Genomic DNA, 22,934 nt, shown 5'->3' on the forward strand with positions numbered 1-22,934 from the left:
AAAAGAGATAAACCTTACGGTTTATCTCTTTTTTATTATCTATCTCAAACGCAGGTCAAGCTAAGGTTTACGGGTTAATCCTGATGCTGCGCGTAATCAACTAAACTGGCTATCGACATGTTTTGTTGTGATGAAGAATAATTTAAGCGTTTGGCAAACCAAAAACGTGGCTTCCAATAGATATTATTCAAACTGGAAATTTTTACCCCTTTCTTAGTCGAGGCATGTAAAAAGCGATCATTGCCCATGTAAATGCCTACATGACGAGTAGTTCTGCCTGTTTTGAAAAAGACCAAATCACCGATGATAAGCTGATTGCGGGGAACTTCTTTACCCAAAATGCGCTGTGCATTTACAGTACGAGGTAATTTGTCACCGACAATATCAAGATAAGCTAAATACACAAAACCAGAACAATCAATGCCTTTTCGACTTAAACCGCCCAAACGATACGGAGTCCCTTTCCATTGATCGTGAAAACTTAATAAGTTTGACTCACTCCATGTTGGTGGCGCAGGCTTAAGCATGGGAGGAACCACCACGGGCTTATGGGCGACAACGACTGGCGGGTTCGACGCGCACGCAGACAACAGCACCATTAAACAAGCAAATAATAATCCTTTAACCAATTCGACCCACTCCAGACCCGGTACATCACCAAAATATAAATACGTTTATACAAGCTAACTATCGCAATACGCTATTAAAATATGCTGTAATTTATTGTAAATTTATTAACATCTAAAAAAATTAACGCGTAATAAGTTGCATGCACTGAACGATTGATCGTTTTGCAGCCATTTTGTCAGCTTTAATTTGACAGCGTAACATAGTGCCCTGCCAATTTGACCAAAAAATGCTCGATAATACCGTTGAGGTTAAGTCCTTACGAATAAAACCTTGTTGCTGACCTTGCTCGATTAATCCACAAAGCAAGCCCAACCATTGATCATAAAGTCCGTTAAGAGTTTGATGTAACAAACTCGTTTGCGGAGTGACTTCAACCATGAGGTTACCCATTAAGCAACCGCGCGGCTTATCGTCGCTAAATAAAAAGTCGATCAGTTGATGATACCCAGCCAACATGGAGGTGACATTAGCTTTAAAATTGGCATTCGGATCCATTGAAATCGGCGCAATACGTTGCTGAAAATAATATTCCGCCACTTCTGCAGCAAAGGCCTCTTTACTGGCAAAATAATGGTAGAACGATCCTTTTGGAATACCCACTTCATCCAAAATGAGTTTAATGCCAACGGCGCTGTAACCATGCAAAGCAAATAGCTTTTCACCAACAGCACAAATTGACTGTTTACTGGTGGTATTTTTGTTCATAGGTTCTCCAATTTTGGCGCTACCATAAACAAAATTAGACCAGTCGCCTATATATTTCTAGTCGATTACGCCTGTAACGGCTGATTTTAATGATAAAACAATATTAGATGACGATTATTGGTGGGAAAGCTAATGAGTATTTTGCTTAATTGACTCATCTAGCAACTGCTGATTTTCAGCGCGTTTCTTGATTATTTCATTATCAATATGTTGATCAACTAATTCTTCACACTGCTTTTGTTGCTCATATTTCATTAGCGGATCAGTGGCTTTATCTGTTTGGGCTTGGCATAACATGCTACTGCAACCACCCAAAAAACAGCCCAAAAGTAGCGGCCAATACCATAGACAAACACACTCTTTTTTGTAATAGAAAGTTCGGCATAGTTAGCGTTATCCCGTGGTTTGAACATAAAAAACCAGCCCGGAGGCTGGTTAGTAGTATAACCGAATAAATTACCCTGCTACACGGATCTCACTCACGACATCTTTCACGTCATCGGTATTTTTGGCAATGGTAACGGCCAAATCACGCTCTGCATCGCTCGACACTGTACCTTCTAAGGTCACGACACCGTTTTCTACATCAACATCAATGTCGGTTCCCGAGACATCAGTTGAAAATAATAAGCGTGTTTTCACCACGGTAGCCACTTTCGAGTCAGTTAAGGTGTCGGCTAAAGTATCACTGTCATGATTTTTGTCGCTGTGATGCTGCTTCATCACGGTTAATTCGTTATTAACTTCGTTAACGCCATCGACACTTTTAACTAATTCGGCGGCCAGCGCTTTATCAACACTGCTGTTTACTTTACCCGTTAAGGTCACATTACCGTCTGTTACGTCAGTATTAATATCAAAAGAGTTAAGGTTAGTGTTTAACAATAACGTGGTTTCAGCTTTACCATCAATCCATGCATCTTTTGCATCATCCTGCCAATCTTGAGCTGCGTTTGCAGTAAATGCCATTGAACCAAGAACGATGCTTGTTAATACTGATAATGTAGTCTTTTTCATAAAGATATTCTCCATTGTTAGTGTTAATGCGTTTTACATATTAGGTAATGCGCGAACTGTGCCAAGCTTTATAACCATCTGTTTAGAATGATATTATTACTTTATTTCGTTAAAAGTCAGTTGATAATCGTTGCTAAACATCGGACTTTTTTACCGACCTTATGTAAAATTTTCAAGACGATTGACTCGACTCATTAAGCGGTAAGTTTTTCATGCTGTCGCAACTTATTTGCAGCCATGCGATACCTTCAGCTAATTGCCGAATCACTTGCTGGCTACTGGCACGCTTGGCGGCAAGCTTAAGCCTGCTTAACACATATTGTTCTGCGGTAATCAGCACCTTAATGGCTTTAGCAACACGCTTTTGTTCTATGGCTTTTTCTGCCTCGGCATAATAAGGCCTTAGTGACGGCCTTAAGGTTTCGATACTCTCAATCGTTTGTGGATATCGCGGTTCAACCTGTTTAAACAATGCCGTTAGGCGGCGCAAAATACCTTTTCGGACCTCTGCCATATGGCCAAAAATACGTTTGATATTGTAATCATCTATCCCTTTAGTGGCCTGGGCATAAAATTGCTGCCCCGCTTGGCATAAATCAATGGCTTCGTTTAATAGCCATAAATCGGTGCCGTCGTGCATAACCTCTTTTGATTGCTTTAGATTCAACGTCATATCTCCTTATCATCAATTAACGGTTATCGTGAACATGCTTATGACTTGCTAATAAATGTAATATTGAGTCATTATGATGACTTGCATAATTCATGCACATTGACAAAGTTTAATTAACCTACTGATTTTAAATTGTTATGCTATTACGCTCGTCTCAGGACAAACGCCGAACAGGAAAAACTTACCGCCTGTAATTGTCAAATCTACACCTCCGACATACAGTGGTTATTAACAGACAGGGAGTGATATCGGCATGGGTCGTCCAGTACTTTTTTACCATTTGCGCCAGCCGCAAACACAAACTCAGCTCTTACAAGTTCCGGGTTGCCAACATTTCAATAAAATCGCCAGTAGCATCGAACGACCTTGGCTGGCTCAACTTGAAGATAATGCCGTAGATGTGGCCATTATCGAACTCGCCAACCTAAGCCAACAAGACTATCTCGATATCGCCAACAGTGAATTAATGGCTGATATCGAATTTATCTTTTTAAGCGAAGGCAAACCAAACCCCAATCTAGACAAACTAATGGCTACTGGGGCGGGTTATCATTTTCGTCAGCCCTACGATATGACGTTAATTGACGATACCTTAGAAGATTTCGCCCAAGACTTAGTGACTAAATCGGCTAAAAAACACCAACCTTTTTCAAGCGAGCTTGATCAATACGGTTTATTAGTGGGTTCATCACGAGCCATGCATAAGCTGTACAGAACTTCGCGTAAGGTTGCGGTAACAGACAGTAACGTATTGATTATTGGTGAAAGTGGAGCAGGTAAAGAGTTGGTTGCCAATACGATTCACTTAGCCAGCAACCGAGTTAACGAGCCATTTATTGCCATTAACTGCGGCGCATTAAGCCCAGAGTTAGTCGACAGTGAATTATTTGGCCATGTTAAAGGTGCGTTTACAGGCGCACATCGAGATCATTCTGGGGTATTTGAACAAGCTGAGGGTGGCACGTTATTTTTAGACGAAGTCACCGAAATGCCACTAGAGCATCAGGTTAAATTGTTGCGGGTACTCGAAAATAACGAATATAGACAAGTCGGCAGCCCTAATGTTAAAAAAGCTAATGTGCGTATTGTGGCAGCAACCAATCGCGATCCCGCTAAAGCCATTGAAAACGGACATTTTCGTGAAGATTTGTATTTTCGCTTAGCGCATTTTCCTATTCACGTACCGCCGTTGCGTGACCGAGGCAACGACATTAGCGGACTCGCCCAGCACTTTTTAGCCTACCGCAATGCTGCAGAAAAGCTCTGCAAAGTCTTTACCGACGATGCCTTAGCTCTTATTCAACAACAAAAATGGCCAGGCAATGTGCGAGAGTTAAAGCATGCAATCGAGCGCGCTTATATTCTTGCCGACGATATTATTGATGTCAGCCATATCAATATTAACCCGCTAGAACCGTCTGCCGAATCAGCGGAAGACGATGTACAAATCCCCGCTGGCATGCGTTTAGATGAACTTGAAAAAGTCGCAATTTATCAAGCACTAGATCAAACCGCCGGCAATAAAAATGACACCGCCAAGCAACTCGGCATTAGTGTCAAAACCTTGTACAACAAACTGAGTAAATACGAAGACCAAACCAGCTCAGAAGATTAAGTCTATGGTCAATTGTGATGGCCAATTTTCTTAGCCAGTGGTTGTTCTTATGGCCTGCGGCCACCAACGTCGTGGCGCTTCGCCCACACCAGATTAAGATCGCAAGGTTCCACCTTGCACGGGCCAAAAGGGGATCAACAGCTATCCCCTCTTGGATCACCCCTGCCGTTCCGGCAACATTTTCGCTTTTTAACCAAACAACAGCAGCGAAAAAATTGCGACGGAAAATTATCGAGCTTTTAACCGCGTTTGTAGTCTGCTTCGGCCTTATTCGAAAATGCTAACGCTTCAGATGGGGCGTCCCTTCCCCTCTAAAGCTAGCCAGACATCCATGTCTGGACTCACGTCATTTTCTTCAACGGCCTCAAGTTCAGAGTTGAATTTGTACTGTTGCAAGCAATATAAGTAACTCATTTATGCCCCAAAGTTACTTAGAACCAAAGCTCTATTTAACAATTCTTACCTTCGTTTTCCATACAAAATTTAATTGATATTGCTCTTTTACAGATGTCATTTTTACTGCCTAGATTACATAATTTAATGAACTTGTTTTATATACAGGTATAATGAGATTTGGCTTAATTTAAATCAAACAACTCATTAAGTAAGCCTAAAGTCGTAGCGTAGGCTTAATTAGAAAACTATAATTGGTTGATAATATTGAAAATAAATTTTATCGTTTATTTTTTTAACGACATTAACGCGCAAGCTCGTTTTATTTTAGGATGTTGAGAGTATTTTATCGCTTTACATCAAAGACATAGAGAATGTAGGATGATATAAATCAATAACTTGAACAGCCGACTTTATCGGGTGAGCCGTTCAATAAGCTGTTGAACTAAGCCGCTGCGCGGAGCCCAATGAGGCTTCAATTGAGTACATAATCCTCATTGAAACCGTTAGGCTTAAAGATGTAAGATAGAAAAATATGATGAAAAGGAATTTCAATGAAAAACTTACCTGCTACTCAATATCAACAGACTAAAACTGCTCTGTATCCCATAGCCAGCATCAAAAAAAGCAAATTCCTATAGCATGAAGCATGCCAATTAATATGGACTAGGCATCGGCCAAGTCCAACAAGCGATTTATGCCTTGCAAACAGCGCAACGCATAAATACTAAAACGTTATGTTTCAGGGAGTATTGTGAGTCAAACTAAAATTAATAATCTTAAATTTGATACAGCATTTGATGGTGCAATAAAGTGCTTACGTAATGCTCAAGAACTTTGTGACGAGTCTGAACTTCTTCATAAAAATGAAATGTATGCAAGATCTTATGCTTTAAGTCATTTTGCTAGAGAAGAGCTCGGTAAAAGTTTTATGCTATTTCGAGCCTTAATAGAAGTGTCTGCTGGTATAAAAGTTGATTGGAAGAAACTAAATAGGCGCTTTAGGGATCATAAGCAAAAACTATTAAATGATGCAGCCATTTCTATATTTTTGTTTGGTGCGGAGTTTAAAAAACAAAATTTTCCAATCGAAATGCTATTTCATATGGCTGACGGACAAAATGATAAAAAGAACACATGCTTGTACGCAGATTGGGATAACGGTTCTTTTACATTACCATCAGATGTAATTACTCAAAAGCAATCTGAAAGAAATCTAGATTTAGCTATCTTTAGAGTTGCTAGGCTTAGTCCTTACTTGTTGGACTTACAGTCACTTAAAGAAGAAACCAAGGAGAAGGTTCGTGCTTCTTATCCAGATGAGTTAGTTCAAAACCCTGCTGAGTTTATTGATAAAATGCTTGCTACGGTGTCGTAGAAACATAACACATATGAGCCTTCCGCCAGTCAATAGGCGAGCCTAACTTATTTGACTGCTTTTGCAGTCAAATTAAAATCAATCAACAAATTCATCTACTTCGTCTGTCATTTAGCTGTCAAATCGTCGTTTACAGCAAACACATATAGAGGCTCTCTTAGTGCGATCTTATCGCTGCCTGACGCTTTTCATTCCTTTGAAATATCAGGGGCACTAGACATTTATCGGTTAACCCTAAGATGGCACTATTCAAGTCTCAGGTGCTTTATGCACAGTTAGTTTCAGGCTCATTTAAGGTGTAAACGACTTTGTTGATTGCATTCATTAATGCGCGCCAATAAGGTGTCTAATCAAGGCGATGTAGCTTAAATAGCATTTGGCATAGTGATGATGGTGAGAAGTCATTGCTTCATTAGCCACATCATTCACGGTCATGCTCGCTTCTCTTTTTCAAAGAGTATCTAGTTAGACGTTCAGCTCACCTTATTGCGCGACTTATCCTTTTAAGAATCGTTGTTCATCAAACACCGTTTTGTTCTTTAACATGAAATAAACACAGCGGCCAAGCTTATGTGCCAGTGCAGATAATGCTTTAGCTTTACTCATTCGTTTTTGTAATCGATTAAGGTAGTTACGTGCTTTGTCATTGCCTCGCAGATAAAGTACCGCAGCTTCTGAGAACGCCCATTTCAAATGAGCATTACCGATTTTATTACCGTTAGTACCGTAGGTTTTACCGGCTGACTCCGCTTTACATTTGACTAATCGAGAGTATGACGCAAACTTTTGTACTGACTCAATCTGCTAATATCGCCGATTTCATACAGGATAGTCAGCGATAAAATCTTACCAATACCAGGTACCGTTTTCAGTAATTCTAAATAGACGGGATTATGGTTTTTGGCTTGTTTTTCGATGAACCATTCAACCTGTGCGAGTTCCTTTGCATAACAATCAAGGAGTGCCATGTCTAAATCGATATTTCGTTGTACGATAGGATCTTGATATTGCTCGCGTAGTTTTTGTCTTGCTGAAATATTTTTAAGATTTAACTCTGTCGCAGGCAAGTTGTATTGACTGTTGGTGTTAACCACGTGGCCTTTGAGCATCGCACCGTGACGGACAATCTTCATTCGTCGACGTAACAAGTCGCGTGCTGCGCGCATTTCACTCGGATAATCGTACGCTATGGGGAAGTTGCCACCACGCAGTAATGTGGCAATTTTAAAGGAATCGACTTTATCATTTTTAGTTTTACCACCGTGGATCGCCTTCATATAAAGCGCATGGCCTAAGATAAAATCAATTCCCAGTTCAGCACACCAATCTGACACCCAGTACCAGCAATGCATACACTCAACCCCGACAATTACATTGCCGATATAGGGTTCTAGAATGAGTAATAAGTCATCTTTGCTGGCACCTATCTTTTTGTGAGCAACAACTTCCCCTTTAGAATCAATGATGCAGACGTAAAGTAAACGTGCATGTAAATCAATACCACAGTAGTATGGATGTGAGTTATTATAAAATCTCATTGAGCTTTCTCCTGTTGGTTTAGTCACCTTAAGCATACCGCTGATGCGGCTTGCTAGGGAGAGGGCTCAATAAGTATCAAGAAAATCAACAAGGACACGTAACAGTTGGCTACGTTTCGCTTCGCTACACAATTTTAGCCAACCATTACTTAGCCTGTTATTTGGGCGTTGAACTAAGCCGCTGCGCGGAGCCAAATGAGGCTTCAATTGAGTACATAATCCTCATTGAAACCGTTAGGCTTAAAGATGTAAGATAGAAAAATATGATGAAAAGGAATTTCAATGAAAAACTTACCTGCTATTCAATATCAACAGACTAAAACTGCTCTGTATCCCATAGCCAGCATCAAAAAAAGCAAATTCCTATAGCATGAAGTATGCCAGTTAATATGGACTAGGCATCGGCCAAGTCCAACAAGCGATTTATGCCTTGCAAACAGCGCAACGCATAAATACTAAAACGTTATGCATCTAGGTAGATTGAGCAATGGAAGCGAGACCTAATAAATCCGAAGAGTTATTCCTCAGTCTTGGGTACAACCGGTTTTACGACTTGTTCGATGAGATCATGATGGATGATTTCTGGGCCAAAGAGGATTGCTATAGGTTTGGTAAAGTGTCGAGCATCTTTGCAGTTTATGCCGAGCTTTTAGCTTATGAGCCATTCAAGCATGTACTTGAAGCGCTAAAGACACAGCGTCCTCCGATGGAATCTGAGATTGGAGGCCCTCTGTTTAAGTTCGTGCGTAACATACTCGCTCATTTTCCCGTATTTGAAACATGGGATGAGGTGTGGGTGAGTAAGGAGCTAGTTAATTGGCAGAGAGAAGGCCTGACGATTGACCGTTTCCTAAAGAAGTATACAGGCCACGATGAAGTGAAGTATCGCTTCTGGGAAGCAGATAAAAAACGCATGACTTATATGAGTATTAGTTTTCCCGAAAAATACGGCGACAACAAGATATATCTTAAGGATATGATCGAAGAAAAAGACGGAGTGAAATTTTCACTCATAATGATGCGCCAGATACTTAATACACAAGTAGAGTCAGTTGGTGAAAATGCATAACAAACAAAGGCAGCGGACGCCAAAAAGCGGCGCTCGCTGCTTTGGGCGTTATAAGTCTAAACCTAGCATGGAGTGCTAATGTCCGAATCATGTAGTTGTGGCGAGAAAGCCGAAATTGGTGCAACAGTTAAATTTCATTGTAAAACCTGCGGAAGTGTTATTGAAAAGTTCACAGTCAAAAAGCCATTAAAGGCAGCTGGATTAGCTGCGATACTTGCATATGGTGGAAGTCAGTTTGTTGATTATGCAATAACAGATAATAGATATCCGCTAGATGTTGAATATGCAGTTTTAGAAGCATGCGCTAGTTCACATAAACAGCCATTATCTTATAGTTCATATGGTTCAAAGAAAAAATTATGCCTTTGTGCCTTAGAAGATACAATGAATGAAATTTCATATGTTAGATATAAAGTAAACCAAAAAGGCTTTTTAAAAGCGTTTGAAAGTAATGCTAAATCATGTAAATAGCCTTTGTATAGCTACGCTATACAAAGGCTTTATTACTTATTTACCTTTTGCTGGATTGTTACCTCGACCAGGACCAGATGGGTTGCCTGTTTTACTTGGTCCGTTTGGAGGAGTTGTTCCAGACTTACTTGCGCTAGATTGTGCTCTTGCCGCAAATGATCCTTTTGCTACTGCTCCGCCATTTGACTTCGCACTTGCTGATTGGATACGAGCAGCCGCGGCTTTAGACATTGAATTTTTAGACATGATATTTCCTTTTTTTAAGTTAAATTTATTGTCCCCGCTGGGACATTCACAAAGTAACAAAGGCGTTAGGGACAAATGGGGACAGTTGAATTACAAAATGAGATAAAACGCATTTTAGCTAAATTAAAATGGTCTCAAAAAAGGCTTGGTCGCGAGTTTTATATTGCTAAGCACGATTATGACGATGATGATGAGATTAGACAGTATGAAGAAAAAGTTAAAAAAGACCTTATGAGAAAAACTACTAAACCAGAATTGCTAAATTCGTACTTGGAAGTAATCTCTCAGCATAATGAATTTCAAAACTTAAATATTGTGATCCCATCATACTGTAAAAGTGGTATTTTAAGTGACGAAATGGAGCTTGGTATGAGCAATATATCAAAATTAATTAGTAAAATAGTGCCAGAGTAAACGACTTATAACAAGAGACTATGGCGTCAATAGTTAATTTTATACTTTTGGCGCGTCCCATAAAACGCCATCTCTTAATGTAGTGGCATAGTGGGTTTGGTCACTCAACTAGAGGTTTTGCAAAACCTGAAGTAATTCTTTAAATACTAATTTAGCGAAACCACTGACTCATTTCTGTCCAAAAACGAGTTGGTCTTAGCTTTTAAATGCCCAAATTCAACTCTGAACTTGAGGCCGTTGAAGAAAATGACGTGAGCTGGCCATGGACGGCCAGCTAGCTTTAGAGGGGAAGGGACGCCCCATCTGAAGCGTTAGCATTTTCGAATAAGGCCGAAGAACACTCGGACGAAGTTAAAAGCTCGATAATTTTCCGTCGCAATCTTTTCGCTACTGTTGTTTGGTTAAAAAGCGAAAATGTTGCCGGAACGGCAGGGGTGATCCAAGAGGGGATTGCTGTTGATCCCCTTTTGGCCCGTGCAGGGTGGAACCTTGCGATCTTGATTCAAACGGAGTTTGAAAAATTGGTGTGGCCGTAGGCCATAAAATGAAAATTACCTCTGTGGAATCATCACAGACAACGACTTAGGTTTCACCTCAATACGCATATCATCAGCCTCAAACAACTCGCCATCAATCACGTACTTAAACTGAGTATCAGTTGTTAAATAGATTTTCTTCGCCTGCTGATGATGAATCGCACTATTTGCATCGTTTTGGTCTCGACTGCCTGTTAAGCCTGCAAACAATAACTCGGTCATGCTGAGCAATTGCTGCGGTGAAGTGTCACTTGCCTCAATCCAAGTGATATCGAGTAAACCATCATTAATAATCGGTTCGCCATTACCCTGAGCTAATACGCTGGAAAATGGCGCGGCATTGGCAACCACTAAACTGGTGGTATCGATAGTGTGGGTTTCACCATCATCGAGCTGTAAGCGTAGCGATAACGATTGATTTTCATCAATGGCTTCCCATAAACCATTTAAATACGCTAATTGGCCCATGTCGTTCTTGGTTTCGCGGTCGGCTTTTTGAATCATTTTATGCTCAAACCCTAACCCCACCAGCAGTAACATAATGGTGTCGTTACACACTGCGGTATCAATACGTTGGTGATGGCCTTGAATTAAAATATCTAACGCCTGCGACACGGGTATTAACTTACTCGTGGCACCAAATAAGGTGTGGCTTAACGCATTAGTGGTGCCCATTGGGATAATGCCTAAATAAATATCACTGTCGACCAACACCGAGGCGACCTCGTTAACCGTGCCATCGCCGCCACAGGCTATGACAATATCAGCACCTTTTGCTTTAGCTTGTTCGGCTAATTGCACCGCCGATTTATCTTTAGCGGTGTACAACACATTAAGCTGAAAATAGCGCGATAGGGTTTGTTTAATATTATCGGCTTCATCGTGCCATTTACCGCCGCCTGATACAGGATTAACAATTAACCAGGCTTGTTTATGGATATTAATTTGCTGCTTTTGATGCATTTTTTCAACGCCAGCTAACTGCCACTTGTTCAAGCGTGCCGTTTGACGAATATCATTAATACTTTTGAGCACTTCGGTAAACTGACGGTTTTTATCGCGGCACACTAAATACGCGGCTAACACTAATACTGAGCGGCCTCGACCTAATGCACAATGTACTACCACATTATTACCTTTGCGAACCTGAGTATGTAACCAGTTTACGGCTTGATTTAATTGCGCCACGGTAGGCACGCTATGGTCTAACACCGGAATATTTAAATATTCGATATTTTCATCAACTAAGGTCCATTCAAGTGCATCAAACTCGGCGGTTACATCTAAAATAGCGCCAATATTTTCACGTTTTAGTTGCTCAACGTCGCTTGGAAATAACCGGCAAGCTAAATACAATTGCTTATCAATTTTTTGAATTGCCGGCACTTTATCGTGCTTTCGAGCCCACGCGTTATACACCTGACTGCCCATTAAAAACGGGATAAAACTCCAGCTGATATACCAGGGAATACTGCCGTCCTGGTTTTTACGAAAAATCCCTGCGCTATTAAACCAATACGCAGAGCTGACTAAACCTAAAGACAATGCCACCCAGCCAAACGCCACTTGCAGCACTACATTTGGTAATGCGATGCATAAACACAACGCAATAAAAGTACCAAGGGTGTAATAATATTTAATGTGGATTTGGGTTGGCATAATCGGTCCTCTTGGAGTAAATAACAAAAGCGGCACTCATGCCTAATGCATGAGTGCCGTTATATTATTAACAGTCTGAATCTTCGGCTTTCATGCCTTCTTTTACATCTTCACAAGCATCCTCAACTGCATTACCAGCATCTTGAATCATCTCATCGACCTTCTCACCAGCATTTTCGGCTTTGTTATCTGAACATGCTGATAAACCAGCAGTTAATAACACCATAAAACTTGCCATTGTGATTAATTTTAATAATTTCATATTTCATCTCCTTGATGATGGTAAAGACTTAATTGCTGGCAGATGCTTCTACTAGCTACATTAAGATATGCTTAATTAACAATTAAGCCATGTTTATTATTTAGATAGCTGTTGTTTGGATGCCTGCTATTTAAATGACTGCTATCGAGGTGATTTACCACGTAGCGCATTCGACACGAGCGAAATTAACAACAACACTACAAATATAAAGAAAATTATTTTAGCGATCCCCGCTGCCGCCCCTGCAATACCGCTAAAACCCAATAGACCTGCTATAACGGCTATTACTAAAAACATGATTGTCCAGCCCAACATAAAAACCTCCTTGGTATACGGTTTGTTTTAAATGTACTGAGTATACATAAACGATATCAGTACATGCGATGAACTCTGTATGTCTGTGTTTCATATACTTCTCATCGTTCGTATATTAACTAAAGCCAGCATCGTGCCAACTTTACAATATAAAAATAAGCAATTGATTTAAATGCTTTATTTATTTTACGGGCTTGGCGATGAAGGAATGAGATTAATGCTGCATGAGAAATTTTTACCGACAATTCGGTAAGAGTTTCAGGCCCAAAGCCTGATGGAGATAATAGGATGTAAAAAAGGGCTGCCCATTACGGCAACCTTATTTTTATCAAGATGATTTACTATTGAGTACTCGAAGGCGCAATGATAATTAACGTTATTTACAGCATCTTTATCTTGGCAATTTAAGTGATATCACCGCCGCTAAAGCGACAAATGCACTCGAGATCCACAAACAGGCTTCTAAACCATATTGTTGGTAGACCCAGCCCGACAATACCGTACCAATTAAGCGCCCTATAGCATTGGCCATATAATAAAAGCCTACATCGAGTGATACACCATCATGTCCGGCATAGCTGACAATAAGGTAGCTGTGCAGCGATGAATTAATCGCAAACACCGCCCCCAATAACATCAATCCAGCAATTAATGTCACATGAATATAAAAGTCAAAATGCAGCATTAATGCAATCGCTGCTGGAATAAGTAGTAAGTAAGTAGCCCATAAAAAGGCCGAGCGCCCTGTTGGCACTTTGCCTTGTTTTTTACCGGTAAAATACGGTGCAAAAGATTGCACTATGCCGTAACCAATCACCCAGCTGGCCATAAAGCCGCCGACCCACCAATGGTCCCATTGAAAGGTTACCGCTAAAAATACCGGCAATGCCACCACAAACCACACGTCGCGAGCACCAAACAAAAACATCCGCGCCGCCGATAGCATATTAATCGCCGGGCTTTTTGAGAACATATCAGTAAATTTAGGCTTGTTTTTGGCTTTACCTAAATCAGCTTTTAAGGTGAATAAACTCATCACCCATACAACTACTAACATAGCCGCCATGAGTATCACTGCGCCGCGAAACTCAAGTAACGTCAGTAATAAACCACCTAAAAAGAAACCCACCCCTTTTAAGGTGTTTTTAGAACCAGTGAGAATCGCCACCCATTGATACAACTTCCCCTGAGCATCACCAGGCACCAGCATTTTAATCGCGCTTTTGGCACTCATTTTATTGAGATCTTTGGCAATACCAGATAAGGCCTGCGCCGCCATAACATACATTACGGTAAGCATATCGGCTGGCACAGTTAACATGGCAAGCGCGACAATTTGTAGCCCAAGGCCGATGTTCATAGTGTTATTAAGGCCAAGCCTTGCGCCTAACCAGCCACCTACCAAGTTGGTCACTACGCCAAAAATTTCATAAAACAAAAACAACATGGCAATATTTAACGGACTGTAACCAAGCTGATGAAAATACAACACCACCAGCATACGAAGTGCGCCATCGGTTAAGGTGAACGCCCAATAATTACCGGTAATAATCAGGTATTGTTTAATCTGCGGCGGCAATGCGCTCAGTGATAACAGCCCCATGCTGGGTTATTCCTTATCTGCTAAACCAACTTTGCGGGCAAGCTCTGCGGTACGGTTAGCGTATCCCCACTCATTGTCATACCACACGTATAATTTCACTTGGGTGTCGTTGACTACCATGGTCGACAAGGCATCAATAATGCTTGAACGTGGATCAGTTTTATAATCAACAGACACTAATGGACGCTCTTCATAACCCATAATGTCTTTAAGCTCATTGTCAGCAGCTTGTTTAAGCAATTGATTCACTTCTGCTACTGTGGTGCCGCGAGCCACTTCAAACACACAATCGGTAATCGATGCATTGGCCAGTGGAACCCTAATCGCATGACCATTTAACTTGCCTTTAAGCTCTGGAAAAATGTGAGTAATGGCAGTAGCGGAACCGGTTGTTGTCGGGATTAAACTGATACCACATGCACGAGCACGGCGTAAATCAGCGTGCGGGGCATCCAGAATGGTTTGGGTATTGGTAATATCGTGAATAGTGGTCATCGAGCCATGCTTAATGCCGATTTTTTCGTGGATCACTTTTACCACTGGCGCTAAACAGTTGGTGGTACAAGACGCTGCGGTCACAATCGGATGAATGGCTTTATCATAAAGGTCATCATTTACGCCCATCACAATATTGAGCACGCCCTCTTCTTTCACTGGTGCAGTAACTACCACACGCTTAACACCTTGCTCTAAATAGGCTCGCAGTAAAGCTTTGGTTTTGATTTTACCCGACGCTTCAATCACCACATCGCATTGTGACCAATCGGTATCTTGAGTGGCTTTGTTTTGAGTACATGGAATGGCCTTACCGTTAATCACAATAGCATCGCCTTGATGAGTCGCCTCGTGATGCCAACGACCATGAACAGAATCAAAGGTCATTAAGTGCGCCAATGTTGCCGCGTCGCCTGCTGGATCGTTAATGTGTACAATTTCGACGTCGTCCCAATCGTACGCTGCGCGCATTGATAAACGTCCCATACGGCCAAAGCCATTAATTCCGATTTTAATTTTCATAATATTTCCCACTAAATTTAAAGTAAATTAAGCTGAACTAAACTAAATTTAAGCACCTAAGCATTGCAGAGTTAACGGCAAAAACTGACTTTATCAGGGCGGTTTTTCATGCTGTCTAGACGATCAAGATGCGGCAAGATTAACGCAATGTTATTTTCGGTCGTTTGCGCAATCACCGACTTAATCCATAACGGTAATGCTGAATTAATCCGATAAAATACCCACTGACCGTGTTTTCTGTCGCTTAGAATATTGGCCTTTTTCAGTAAGGCTAAATTACGTGACACTTTAGGTTGGCTATCTTCATCTAGCGCTGCCATTAATTCACACACACACAGCTCACCATGATAATGAGTCAACATTAAGGTTTTTAGACGGATATCGTCGGTTAAGCATTTATAAAATACGATGGGCTCAACATCGGTTAGCGCCTCTACGTCGAGCGGTTCAACTTCGGCTGGAGCTTCAATCGTTGCTGTTGCAGACGTCTTACTTTCCACCAGCAAAAACATTGATAAGCGATTGTTAAGCTCGGTTAAGGTGCTGGAGAAAGGATGGCTACCCTTGCGTGTTTTAGGATCAGGAAAATCCCAGGCGAGTTGCTTGCCAGCCCCAGGAAAACTACGGCATTCGCTGTTGGCTTTATCGCAAAGCGTAATCACGTAGTCAAAGGCTTGCCCTGCAAAAGTTTGTACGTTTTTAGACAATAAATGACTGGCGTCGACACCAAATTTTTGGATTGCGTCAATCGCTCTTGGGTCAACTTGCTCCGGCTCAGTACCCGCACTGAATACCTCAAATTGTTCAGCCGCTTTGCTCCTTAATAACGCCTCTGCCATTTGTGAACGGGCAGAATTTCCAGTACATAAAAACAATACGCTTTTCTTTTTCATAGATGATTAGCTCAGCTGGAATCTTAAAAACATTGTATATATGATTTTTTATATATACAAGACTGAGATAATAAAAAAGCCTATTCAAACTAATGAATAGGCTAGGGCCTGAACTCAACGTTAGTGTTTATCTAGCCAGTTCAGTGCCAGTGGCCATAAGATTTGCGACTTGCTGCTAAAAAATTTCATATGGCCAATTTCAGCTAAACCATGCTCACTTGGCGTTAGGGTTAACGTTTGACCATTAAGCTTAGGGAACACCGACATCATGTCTGCTACATTGACGTTGTTAGCAATCTTGTCATCAACAGCATTAACCCACAACGACGGTAATGCCAACTCATCGTAACAATGTTGGTGTACGGTTTTACCAAAAGCCGTTTTGACATACCCTTGGCCATTACACCATTGCTGCCATTGCTTAGCGACGGCCTTTGGTAACGGCTCTCCCATTCCCACCCATTGAGACTTGGTATGGTTAAACATCGTATTACTGACAGGAATAAAAAAATTCATGAAAAAATGCGCTTGCACGAGATAGCTCAACTTCATATTTTTTAGCTGTCCAGATGAACACGCAAAGTTAAACATAGAACTAATATCTGCAGCGTTATGCATTAAGCCAATGAGTTGACCACCAGCACTGTGCCCCACAAGATGATATTTGGTTTGCACAAAAGTCTCTTGTAAACATTCCAACACCGCAGGCATGTCTTTTTCGCCCCAACACTGTAACGATGCAGTACTTTGCGCGACGGGCCCTATTAATGACTCACCAATACCTCGGTTATCAAACGTGATAACCCCGTAACCATTATCGGCAAGGTAGGTAGCAAAATTTGCGTAAAACTGTCTTTTAATCCCCGTAGCAGGTGCGATCATTACCGCACCTTTTAATGCGGTGGTAGGCACATAAACGGTTGCAGCCAGTGATTCACCGTCGCTGCATGTTATTGTTATTTGCTTTATATTCTGCTGATTCATGGTCTTTAGTCACATCTATTGAAGGGGTAATCAATATTACTTATGTGCCAAAGTAACAGATATCACCATAGAGGCAATAAACAGTCCATTCATACCAAACTAAAATATTAAACGGGAATGCTATGTTTGATTTGCAATAAACATAGCAACAAGTGTGTTGCCGTCAATCTACAAATAGTGATTACATTAATTCTTTTCTATAAGGAATACTGCTTTGTGCTCCATGACGTGTGACAGCAATAGATGATGCTTTATTAGCAAATTCGACAGCATCTTTTATATTTTGCCCTTCATCTAATGCCACCATCAATGCGCCATTAAAAGTATCTCCTGCTGCTACTGTATCAATTGCACTGACTAGCGACGCGGGAATAATTTGCCCTTGGCCTTGTTCACTTAAGTAAGCGCCTTTACTGCCAAGTGTAATAATAACAATATCAATCCCTTGCTTATGAAGATACTCCGCAGCTTTTGATGCACTTTGTTGATCAATAACCTCAATCCCAGTTAGCGCTAAAGCCTCGGTTTCATTAGGCGTGATGATATCGATTAAGCACAATAAATCATTGCTCAGTGTCGCTGCGGGAGCTGGGTTTAAAATCGTTGTACATTGGGATTGTTTTGCCAGTGTTAACGCCTGCTGCACACTATCAATAGGTGTTTCTAACTGAATCAACATGTAATCAGCTTGAGCAAATAATGCTTGTTGTTGCTGAATATGTTGTGCAGACAAATAGGCATTAGCGCCAGGAACCACCCCTATACTGTTTTCGCCATGTTGATTGACAAAAATAACCGCAGTGCCAGTGCTCTGATTGGTAATCTCGTAACAGCCGCTTAAATCGATGCCATCAGCGGCCCAAGTTTTTCGCATTGTTGCTGCATTGCTATCATCACCAAGAGCACTGATAAAATAGATATTTTGGTTAGCATCACGTAATCGTGCCGCTGCAACGGCTTGATTTGCGCCTTTTCCGCCCAATTCTAGTCGATATTGCTGACTGATTAAGGTTTGCCCTGCTTGGGGTAATTCATCAAATGTTAAAACATGGTCGGCATTGGCACTACCAACAACTAATAAAGTACTCATGGATATCCTTAGTTGCCATGCAAGAACTGCATGGCATGAGTTAACTAGGGGCTGCTGATCTTTTAAGTTTTTTTTGCAGCGAATTTGTTGGTCCATAACTGAAATTATGAGTTACAAGACAGAGGCTTTGTGGTGTCGTTATTCTACATAAAAAGCTGACAACACAGTAGAAACGGCCAACAAATGCTGCCCGAAGGATTCAGCTAAAGCGGTTTACTCTTTGTTAAGCGATTCTTTGATTAGCGAGCGGTGCTTAGATGACTAGGCAGCAATCCACTCGCCTCGATTAAATCGCTTTTATCTCGAACAAAATTTAACCGGCAAAGATCTACAGATCCGAATAATCGTTTAAACGCTCAACGATGAAATCAACAAAACCAGAGCGATTAATATTAAACAATACTTTGGCATTATGTGGTTTTCCGGTTAATTGATAACGATCAACCACAGTCATACCTTGGGTATGCTCACCTTTGGTTTCGATACCTACCCAGCAATCGATGGCAGTAAATAGCGACGGATTGAGCAGCCACGCTATAGTACAAGGATCATGTAATGGTGCCCCAGTGAAACCCCATTTGGGATCGCGATGGTAAATCATAAAAAAGTCGAGTAGTTCGGCCACGCATTTCGCTATCGGATTGTTAATTGCTCTAATTCGCTCAATATCCTCATCCATAATTTGCGCTTCATGAGTAACATCTAGACCACACATAACAATGGGAATACCTGATTTAAACACCATATCAGCAGCTTCTGGATCGACAAAAATATTGAACTCTGCAGCAGGAGTCCAATTGCCAACGCCTGCTGCACCACCCATTAAGACAATACTGTCTATATTGCTATGAAGCTCAGGATGTGCGGCAAGAAACAGCGCAATATTCGTTAATGGGCCAGTAGGCACAAGCGTAACAGCTTGTTGGCTGTTGCGAACTTTATCGGCCATTAATTCAATGGCATTTTGTGCCACTGGTGCGAATGCAGGATCTGGCAGTTTTGGACCATCAAGGCCAGTTTCACCATGTACGTTGTCAGCAATGATTAACTCTCGAGCTAAAGGCTTAGGCGCGCCCCCCGCAACAGGAATATCATGTCGTCCGAGCAAGGTTAATACGCGTAGCGCATTATTGAGGGTTTTTTCAGGGGTTTGATTGCCAGCACTTGTGGTTACAGCGAGTACATCAAGTTTAGATGAACTGAGTGCAAGGATAAGTGAGATGGCATCATCATGGCCGGGATCGCAATCAAGAATAACAGGACGTTTCATGGGTAATTTCCTTATTCAAATGTAGGGGTAATGTATCACTTGCTTAGCTGAGCATTCATGCTTAAACGATAAAAATGTGATCTAATATCAAGATTACGCAGACAAGTCATCAACATTTAATGCTATTAAGATAAACTCATTTGAGACAATTGAAGTTTAACGCATGTTTCAAATGGTATAATAAATAGTAATATACATAAAATTACATATTATCAGTGATATAACATTTACAGTGCGACTTTATTGCCTCTTTTTCAATAGCGCTTATCTGACTTATATATAATGATTGTTTTATAAGCGTGGAGAGAAGTATGGATTGTCGTTTAGGTTGTGGTGCTTGTTGTATTGCACCTTCTATTACAAGTCCCATTCCAGGTATGCCAAAGGGTAAACCTGCTGGAGTACGCTGTATTCAGTTAAATGATGATAATTTATGTATGATTTTCGGTCGTTCCGACCGTCCAGATGTCTGCGCTGATTTTAGTGCAAGCATTGATGTATGTGGCACGACGAATCAACAAGCTTTATGGTTGATCACTGATTTAGAATCTTCAACGTGCTAACGTGCTAGTTTAATTTACCTTGGATATTTTTGCTCATGCAACTAACCCGATATACAGATTTTGGTATCCGCATTTTAATGTATCTTGCGGTACAACCCGAGCGTGAAAGCTTGTTCCGCATTGCTGAAGTGACCAGTGTATTTGATCTTTCCTCAAATCATGTGGCCAAAATTATTCATCAATTAGGGAAATTAGGTTATTTACACACTGTTAGAGGTAAAAGCGGTGGCTTTAAATTAGCCAAAGCGGCTGAAGATGTGTTACTTGGGCAACTGGTTCGTGATTTAGAGCACTCATTAGCACCAATAGATTGTGAATCACCATATTGCCGCTTTACGCCGGTCTGTAGATTGAAAGGTATTTTAGGCCAAGCTGTTGCAGCCTATTTGAATGTACTAGATCAATATACTCTAACCGATATTGTCGCGAATAAAACCGACATATTGTCTACTTTACCGGACTTATCTATTTCAGTGTTGCAGTTGGATTAGGTTGGCCAGCGGTTGCCATACCAACTTCATCGAATAATTGAGATGTTGGCACTAATATGATGCCATTTTCTTTTAGTCGCATTAAGTTAGCGTTTAAAAAACGAATGGTTTCAGGATAAGGATGAGCAATAGCAACAAGCTGCCCCTGCTGTTTCGAACGGGTAATGATTTGCTGAAATTGCTTCTCCAGCGCGTCATCATTAATATCGTTGTCTAAAAACACTTCCCTTCTGAGTAATGGCACGCCCAGTTTAATCGCTTGGTTGCTAGCTCGGGTGTATTTAGTGGTAACACTGTCGACAAAAAACAACTTGTGTTGCTTTAAACTCTCCATTACCCATCGCATAGGTTCATCCATCTGAGTCAGTAAACTACCCATGTGGTTATTTGCCCCTTTAGCAAACGGAATGCTAGAAAGTGCACTTTGTAATTGCTGTTTAATTTGCGCTTCGCTCATATCATTAGTTAACCCACCCGGCCCTAATGCTTTACCATTTAAGGCTTGCATTGGCAGGTGTAGCATAATTTCATGACCTTTTTTGTGGCCATCTGATGCCAGTTTTTGGCCTAAGGGAGTATGAGGAAGCACTGAAAGGGTAATATTTTGTGGCAAAGATAATGCGGCTTCATCAGTTAATCTGTAACCAATATCGTCAATGATAATGGCCAGTTTAGCGGCGCTAACAGGCATGATACTACTGAGTAACAATGGGATTAATAATAGGATTAATAATAGGATTAATAATGACTTTAGCACAAATTTAACTTATTTGGTTAAGGGAGTAATTGTTGTTTTAATATCAGTATTATAAGCACAGTTATAAGCGTTGATATAGTGCTAATTGACAGAATGACTTGGTGACAGAAATTGTAACATGCTAAAAAATGACAAATAATCAGCTAATTTATAATCTTTCCACTTGCTAAGTAAGTCTATCTACTTGCTAAGTAAAGCTGACTGCTGATGTTTAACGGCAATAATATGCGGGGTCGACCGCCTTACCCTTATTGCGGATTTCAAAATATAATCCCGGCTCTTGTTGTCCACCAGAGCGACCAACAAGTGCAATAGACTCACCGTTTTTCACCATATCACCAGGTTGCTTTAAAAGCGTTTGGGCGTGACCGTAGAGGCTCATATAGCCTTTGCCGTGGTCAATCACTAATACCATACCAAAACCACGTAACCAGTCTGCATAAATCACTTTCCCTGATGCCACAGCATTGATATTTTGCCCTTCTGGTGCAGCAAGTACCGCACCTTTCCAAACAATTTGTCCAGAGCGGCTACTACCAAAGCGTTTACTTATTCTGCCGTTAGTTGGCCATTTCAATTTGCCTTTCTGGCTTGCTATTCCGTCCATTGTTGGGTTGGCCTTTGCGGCCAGCATGGCTTGCTGCACAATACGTTTTAAACTCGCCTCTTCTATTTGCAGTTGTTCTAATTCCGCACCTTTACTGGATAAGGTTCGTTGTAATTGAGTCAATGTTTGTTGGCGTTGACCTTGCTCTTTAGTTAATTGCAGTGCTTGTTGTTTTTGGTCTATGACTAACGCATTGAGTTTTTGTTGAGCCGTGACTTGCTGTTGCTTAACGGTATCTAAATCGATACTGGTTTGCTTGAGCTGCTTAATGGCCTTAATTCGGGCATTATTCAAAAATTGATAATAAGCTAGCATACGTTCAACGGCGGCAGGTTTTTGCTGGTTAAGCATCATTTTGGTGTAATCATGATTACCGGCTAAATAAGCACTCGACAACTGATTTGATAAAGTTTCTTGTTGGCTAGTTTTGAGGCTGGCGAGTTCGATTTGTTGCTTGTCGAGTTCGCGAAGTTTGGTATTAACGGTCGCGAGAGATATTTGTGATTGATTCACTTTTTGCGCCGCTTTGGCAATCGCTTGTTCATCACTTTTAAGTAATGCAATAAGCTTCTCGCGTTGCTTAGCTGTATCTTTGAGTGAATTTTGCTGTTGGTTTATTTGTACTTGAATAGACTTCAAAGCCGATTGGCGTGAAGACAAATCAGCACTATTAGCTGTAAGTGAACAGATTAGAAAGCCAGCGATAATGCTGGCTTTAACAAATAAACGAGTTATCAC

General features: G+C 41.0%; 24 protein-coding genes and 1 pseudogene. 7 read left to right on the plus strand and 18 right to left on the minus strand.

The window, feature by feature from the left end; translation table 11 throughout:
- Positions 1–74: 74 nt before the first annotated feature.
- The 5 genes from ABIS04_RS18740 to ABIS04_RS18760 form a co-directional block, all read right to left on the minus strand.
- Positions 75–599, minus strand: a complete 525-nt coding sequence (locus tag ABIS04_RS18740) for an NlpC/P60 family protein (protein WP_350433474.1) — start codon at positions 597–599, stop codon at positions 75–77.
- A 151-nt stretch (positions 600–750) separates the two neighbouring features.
- The gene (locus tag ABIS04_RS18745; RefSeq protein ID WP_350432031.1) at positions 751–1,335 is read right to left on the minus strand and encodes a TetR/AcrR family transcriptional regulator; all 585 of its coding nucleotides are present in this window, start codon (positions 1,333–1,335) and stop codon (positions 751–753) included.
- 129 nt (positions 1,336–1,464) lie between these two features.
- On the minus strand, positions 1,465–1,632 hold the full coding sequence (locus ABIS04_RS18750; protein WP_350432032.1) for a hypothetical protein: 168 nt from the start codon (positions 1,630–1,632) through the stop codon (positions 1,465–1,467).
- A 159-nt stretch (positions 1,633–1,791) separates the two neighbouring features.
- On the minus strand, positions 1,792–2,352 hold the full coding sequence (locus tag ABIS04_RS18755) for a BON domain-containing protein (RefSeq protein WP_350432033.1): 561 nt from the start codon (positions 2,350–2,352) through the stop codon (positions 1,792–1,794).
- A gap of 172 nt (positions 2,353–2,524) precedes the next feature.
- Positions 2,525–3,025, minus strand: a complete 501-nt coding sequence (locus ABIS04_RS18760) for a hypothetical protein (RefSeq protein ID WP_350432034.1) — start codon at positions 3,023–3,025, stop codon at positions 2,525–2,527.
- 253 nt (positions 3,026–3,278) lie between these two features.
- Between ABIS04_RS18760 and ABIS04_RS18765 the strand changes: the two genes are divergently transcribed.
- Together ABIS04_RS18765 and ABIS04_RS18770 are read left to right on the plus strand one after the other, a co-directional pair.
- Positions 3,279–4,640, plus strand: coding sequence for a sigma-54 dependent transcriptional regulator (locus ABIS04_RS18765; protein ID WP_350432035.1), 1,362 nt, complete (start codon positions 3,279–3,281; stop codon positions 4,638–4,640).
- Positions 4,641–5,787: 1,147 nt separating this feature from the next.
- Positions 5,788–6,411 carry an AbiV family abortive infection protein gene (locus ABIS04_RS18770; RefSeq protein WP_350432036.1) on the plus strand — a complete coding sequence of 208 codons (624 nt, stop codon included), beginning with the start codon at positions 5,788–5,790 and terminating at the stop codon, positions 6,409–6,411.
- A gap of 495 nt (positions 6,412–6,906) precedes the next feature.
- Here ABIS04_RS18770 and ABIS04_RS18775 read toward each other — a convergent pair.
- Positions 6,907–7,985 (minus strand): annotated as a pseudogene (locus ABIS04_RS18775) (IS110 family transposase).
- A gap of 451 nt (positions 7,986–8,436) precedes the next feature.
- Here ABIS04_RS18775 and ABIS04_RS18780 point away from each other — a divergent pair.
- Both ABIS04_RS18780 and ABIS04_RS18785 read left to right on the plus strand, forming a co-directional pair.
- Positions 8,437–9,018: a hypothetical protein gene (locus ABIS04_RS18780; protein ID WP_350432037.1), complete on the plus strand. Its 582-nt coding sequence runs from the start codon at positions 8,437–8,439 to the stop codon at positions 9,016–9,018.
- A gap of 78 nt (positions 9,019–9,096) precedes the next feature.
- Complete coding sequence (locus ABIS04_RS18785) at positions 9,097–9,489, plus strand: hypothetical protein (RefSeq protein WP_350432038.1); 393 nt, start codon at positions 9,097–9,099, stop codon at positions 9,487–9,489.
- Between the two features lie 36 nt (positions 9,490–9,525).
- On the opposite strand, the gene ABIS04_RS18790 is transcribed toward ABIS04_RS18785, so the two are convergent.
- On the minus strand, positions 9,526–9,735 hold the full coding sequence (locus ABIS04_RS18790) for a hypothetical protein (protein ID WP_350432039.1): 210 nt from the start codon (positions 9,733–9,735) through the stop codon (positions 9,526–9,528).
- 75 nt (positions 9,736–9,810) lie between these two features.
- Between ABIS04_RS18790 and ABIS04_RS18795 the strand changes: the two genes are divergently transcribed.
- On the plus strand, positions 9,811–10,149 hold the full coding sequence (locus ABIS04_RS18795) for a hypothetical protein (protein WP_350432040.1): 339 nt from the start codon (positions 9,811–9,813) through the stop codon (positions 10,147–10,149).
- A gap of 551 nt (positions 10,150–10,700) precedes the next feature.
- On the opposite strand, the gene ABIS04_RS18800 is transcribed toward ABIS04_RS18795, so the two are convergent.
- The 9 genes from ABIS04_RS18800 to rihA all read right to left on the minus strand — a co-directional run bounded on the left by ABIS04_RS18800 (position 10,701) and on the right by rihA (position 19,778).
- Positions 10,701–12,344, minus strand: coding sequence for a diacylglycerol kinase family protein (locus tag ABIS04_RS18800; RefSeq protein WP_350432041.1), 1,644 nt, complete (start codon positions 12,342–12,344; stop codon positions 10,701–10,703).
- 67 nt (positions 12,345–12,411) lie between these two features.
- Positions 12,412–12,606, minus strand: a complete 195-nt coding sequence (locus ABIS04_RS18805) for a hypothetical protein (protein WP_350432042.1) — start codon at positions 12,604–12,606, stop codon at positions 12,412–12,414.
- 141 nt (positions 12,607–12,747) lie between these two features.
- A complete protein-coding gene (locus ABIS04_RS18810; RefSeq protein WP_350432044.1) occupies positions 12,748–12,921 on the minus strand; it encodes a DUF1328 domain-containing protein in 174 nt (57 codons plus the stop codon).
- Positions 12,922–13,312: 391 nt separating this feature from the next.
- Positions 13,313–14,524, minus strand: coding sequence for an organoarsenical effux MFS transporter ArsJ (gene arsJ, locus ABIS04_RS18815; protein ID WP_350432045.1), 1,212 nt, complete (start codon positions 14,522–14,524; stop codon positions 13,313–13,315).
- Positions 14,525–14,530: 6 nt separating this feature from the next.
- Positions 14,531–15,541 (minus strand): ArsJ-associated glyceraldehyde-3-phosphate dehydrogenase, encoded by a 1,011-nt coding sequence (locus ABIS04_RS18820; protein ID WP_350432046.1) that lies wholly within the window; start codon positions 15,539–15,541, stop codon positions 14,531–14,533.
- A gap of 71 nt (positions 15,542–15,612) precedes the next feature.
- The gene (locus ABIS04_RS18825; RefSeq protein WP_350432048.1) at positions 15,613–16,434 is read right to left on the minus strand and encodes a metalloregulator ArsR/SmtB family transcription factor; all 822 of its coding nucleotides are present in this window, start codon (positions 16,432–16,434) and stop codon (positions 15,613–15,615) included.
- 120 nt (positions 16,435–16,554) lie between these two features.
- Positions 16,555–17,418 carry an alpha/beta fold hydrolase gene (locus ABIS04_RS18830; RefSeq protein ID WP_350432050.1) on the minus strand — a complete coding sequence of 288 codons (864 nt, stop codon included), beginning with the start codon at positions 17,416–17,418 and terminating at the stop codon, positions 16,555–16,557.
- A gap of 181 nt (positions 17,419–17,599) precedes the next feature.
- A complete protein-coding gene (gene rbsK, locus ABIS04_RS18835; RefSeq protein ID WP_350432052.1) occupies positions 17,600–18,508 on the minus strand; it encodes a ribokinase in 909 nt (302 codons plus the stop codon).
- 328 nt (positions 18,509–18,836) lie between these two features.
- Positions 18,837–19,778 (minus strand): pyrimidine-specific ribonucleoside hydrolase RihA, encoded by a 942-nt coding sequence (gene rihA, locus ABIS04_RS18840; protein WP_350432054.1) that lies wholly within the window; start codon positions 19,776–19,778, stop codon positions 18,837–18,839.
- Positions 19,779–20,089: 311 nt separating this feature from the next.
- On the opposite strand from rihA, the gene ABIS04_RS18845 reads away from it, so the two are divergent.
- Both ABIS04_RS18845 and ABIS04_RS18850 read left to right on the plus strand, forming a co-directional pair.
- A complete protein-coding gene (locus ABIS04_RS18845; RefSeq protein ID WP_350432056.1) occupies positions 20,090–20,341 on the plus strand; it encodes a YkgJ family cysteine cluster protein in 252 nt (83 codons plus the stop codon).
- A gap of 35 nt (positions 20,342–20,376) precedes the next feature.
- A complete protein-coding gene (locus ABIS04_RS18850; protein ID WP_350432058.1) occupies positions 20,377–20,832 on the plus strand; it encodes an Rrf2 family transcriptional regulator in 456 nt (151 codons plus the stop codon).
- Here ABIS04_RS18850 and ABIS04_RS18855 read toward each other — a convergent pair.
- Both ABIS04_RS18855 and ABIS04_RS18860 read right to left on the minus strand, forming a co-directional pair.
- The gene (locus ABIS04_RS18855; protein WP_350433475.1) at positions 20,807–21,523 is read right to left on the minus strand and encodes a divergent polysaccharide deacetylase family protein; all 717 of its coding nucleotides are present in this window, start codon (positions 21,521–21,523) and stop codon (positions 20,807–20,809) included. The two genes, ABIS04_RS18850 and ABIS04_RS18855, sit on opposite strands and share 26 nt — an antisense overlap.
- Positions 21,524–21,800: 277 nt before the next feature.
- Entirely contained in the window at positions 21,801–22,934 is a 1,134-nt protein-coding gene (locus tag ABIS04_RS18860) for a peptidoglycan DD-metalloendopeptidase family protein (protein WP_350432060.1), read from the minus strand.

Origin of the sequence: Shewanella sp. H8 (assembly GCF_040285065.1) — a bacterium.
Lineage (GTDB): Bacteria > Pseudomonadota > Gammaproteobacteria > Enterobacterales > Shewanellaceae > Shewanella > Shewanella polaris.